General features: G+C 36.8%; 3 protein-coding genes and 1 pseudogene. All 4 read right to left on the bottom strand.

Annotation, left to right across the window (positions count from 1 at the left end; all coding sequences use genetic code 11):
* Positions 1–38 precede the first annotated feature (38 nt).
* Entirely contained in the window at positions 39–512 is a 474-nt protein-coding gene (locus tag H7254_RS17125; protein WP_301934128.1) for a hypothetical protein, read from the bottom strand.
* A complete protein-coding gene (locus H7254_RS17130; protein WP_301934129.1) occupies positions 503–691 on the bottom strand; it encodes a hypothetical protein in 189 nt (62 codons plus the stop codon). Before H7254_RS17130 ends, H7254_RS17125 begins: the two co-directional genes overlap by 10 nt.
* 8 nt (positions 692–699) lie before the next feature.
* Complete coding sequence (locus H7254_RS17135) at positions 700–1,107, bottom strand: cobalamin B12-binding domain-containing protein (RefSeq protein WP_301934130.1); 408 nt, start codon at positions 1,105–1,107, stop codon at positions 700–702.
* A 14-nt stretch (positions 1,108–1,121) separates the two neighbouring features.
* Positions 1,122–1,623 (bottom strand): annotated as a pseudogene (locus H7254_RS17140) (glutamate--tRNA ligase); the annotation flags it as partial.

Raw genomic sequence — 1,623 nt, forward strand, 5'->3', positions numbered from 1 at the left:
TAAAGTGGTAATAAGTGTAGTGTACATTGTTGGGGTATTTATCTGTTGTTCCTTAATTTTTCTAATTGAGAAATGTCCCAAAGGTCTTTTGGCCTATGAGAACTTAGTTTTGTTTCTTTCAACAATTCATAAGAAACCATTTTTAGTTCAATTGAATTATTAAGGCTATGTATTGTCATATTCTTTTCAGCTTCATCAAAATTTAATGAATGATGTAAGATGGTCAGTACATCAATTACATTTGGCCTGCCTCCAAGAGAACACATAAAGTAAGTAGTGAAATCTTCTTTTTTTATATCCTCAAATTCTGATTCTGTATACCCCATGCATAGCATCGTGTTAAAAAAACAATCTTTATTTTGATTGGTCGGTGCTATCCAAACGTCCAAATCTTCCGTCATACGATGGAACCCATAATAATTTACTGCATAGCCTCCGATACATAAATACCTTAATTTATTTTCCTTGGCACATCTTAAAAAATTTAGGAATTCAGGATGTTCTATGTCCATCGAAAATGTTTTTGAATGGTGATTTTTCGTTGCGAAGGGATTAGAAAATCTTTATTATTTAGTTTCTGAAGGTCTGCAAGGGCTTTCAACCTTTCAGATGGAGTCTTATAAAAAAAATATTCCAGAAAATACTTTTCCTGCTCCTCGAAAGATTTAAATATTTTGATTTCTCTTTTCATGCCCAAATTTAAAAATTTCTATTCGCTTTTACCCAATATTTAATGTAGTCAGCTATTTCTGTAGTGGTGGCGCCTGGGGCAAACAATTTCCCTACGCCTAATTCATTCAGGGCTTTCATGTCATCCTGAGGTATAATACCTCCGCCGGTTAATAGCACATCGTTCATTTCTTTTGCCTTCATCAGTGCTATAACTTTAGGAAAAATAGTATTGTGCGCCCCGCTTAATATACTAATGCCTATTGCATCAACATCTTCCTGCAATGCAGCGTTCACCACCATTTCTGGCGTTTGGCGCAGGCCGGTATATATTACTTCCATGCCTGCATCCCGTAATGCGGTGGCAATAATTTTGGCGCCCCGGTCGTGCCCATCAAGTCCAACCTTGGCTACCAGTACTCGTATAGGCCTATTCATATTATAGCATTTATTTACTGCAGTAAAGATAAGGTATGTGCTATCCTTGTTATTGTTGCTTCTTTACCGATGGTAGTGGCAATTTCAAAAACGCCTGGTCCAAATTTTCCACCTACCAGCATCACCCGTAAAGGCAACATTAGCATGCCAGTTTTTAAGGTGTTGGCTGCTGCCAATTCTTTAAAAGATGTCTCTAAATCTGTTGCGTCCCAAAGCGTGCTTAATTGCCATGCTTTAATCAGTTCCATAAAAAACATGTTTTTCTTCTCCTCCCATTTTGGTTTGATAGCATCGGTATCAATAGTTGCCGGAGCCTGAAAAAAGAAACTTCCCTGGGTAAAAAAATCTGGTAATAAAGTACAGCGGCCTTTAACAAGCTCTATCACTTTTAAAAGGTAAGCGTCATCGTTTATAGTAATGCCGTTTGTTTCAAAAATAGTTTTTACCCTTACTGCGTAATTGGTTACATCCAGTTTTTGTATCCACTCATGGTTAAACCATTTTGCTTTTTCAAAA

The sequence above is a fragment of the Ferruginibacter sp. genome, from assembly GCF_014377975.1.
GTDB lineage: Bacteria > Bacteroidota > Bacteroidia > Chitinophagales > Chitinophagaceae > Ferruginibacter.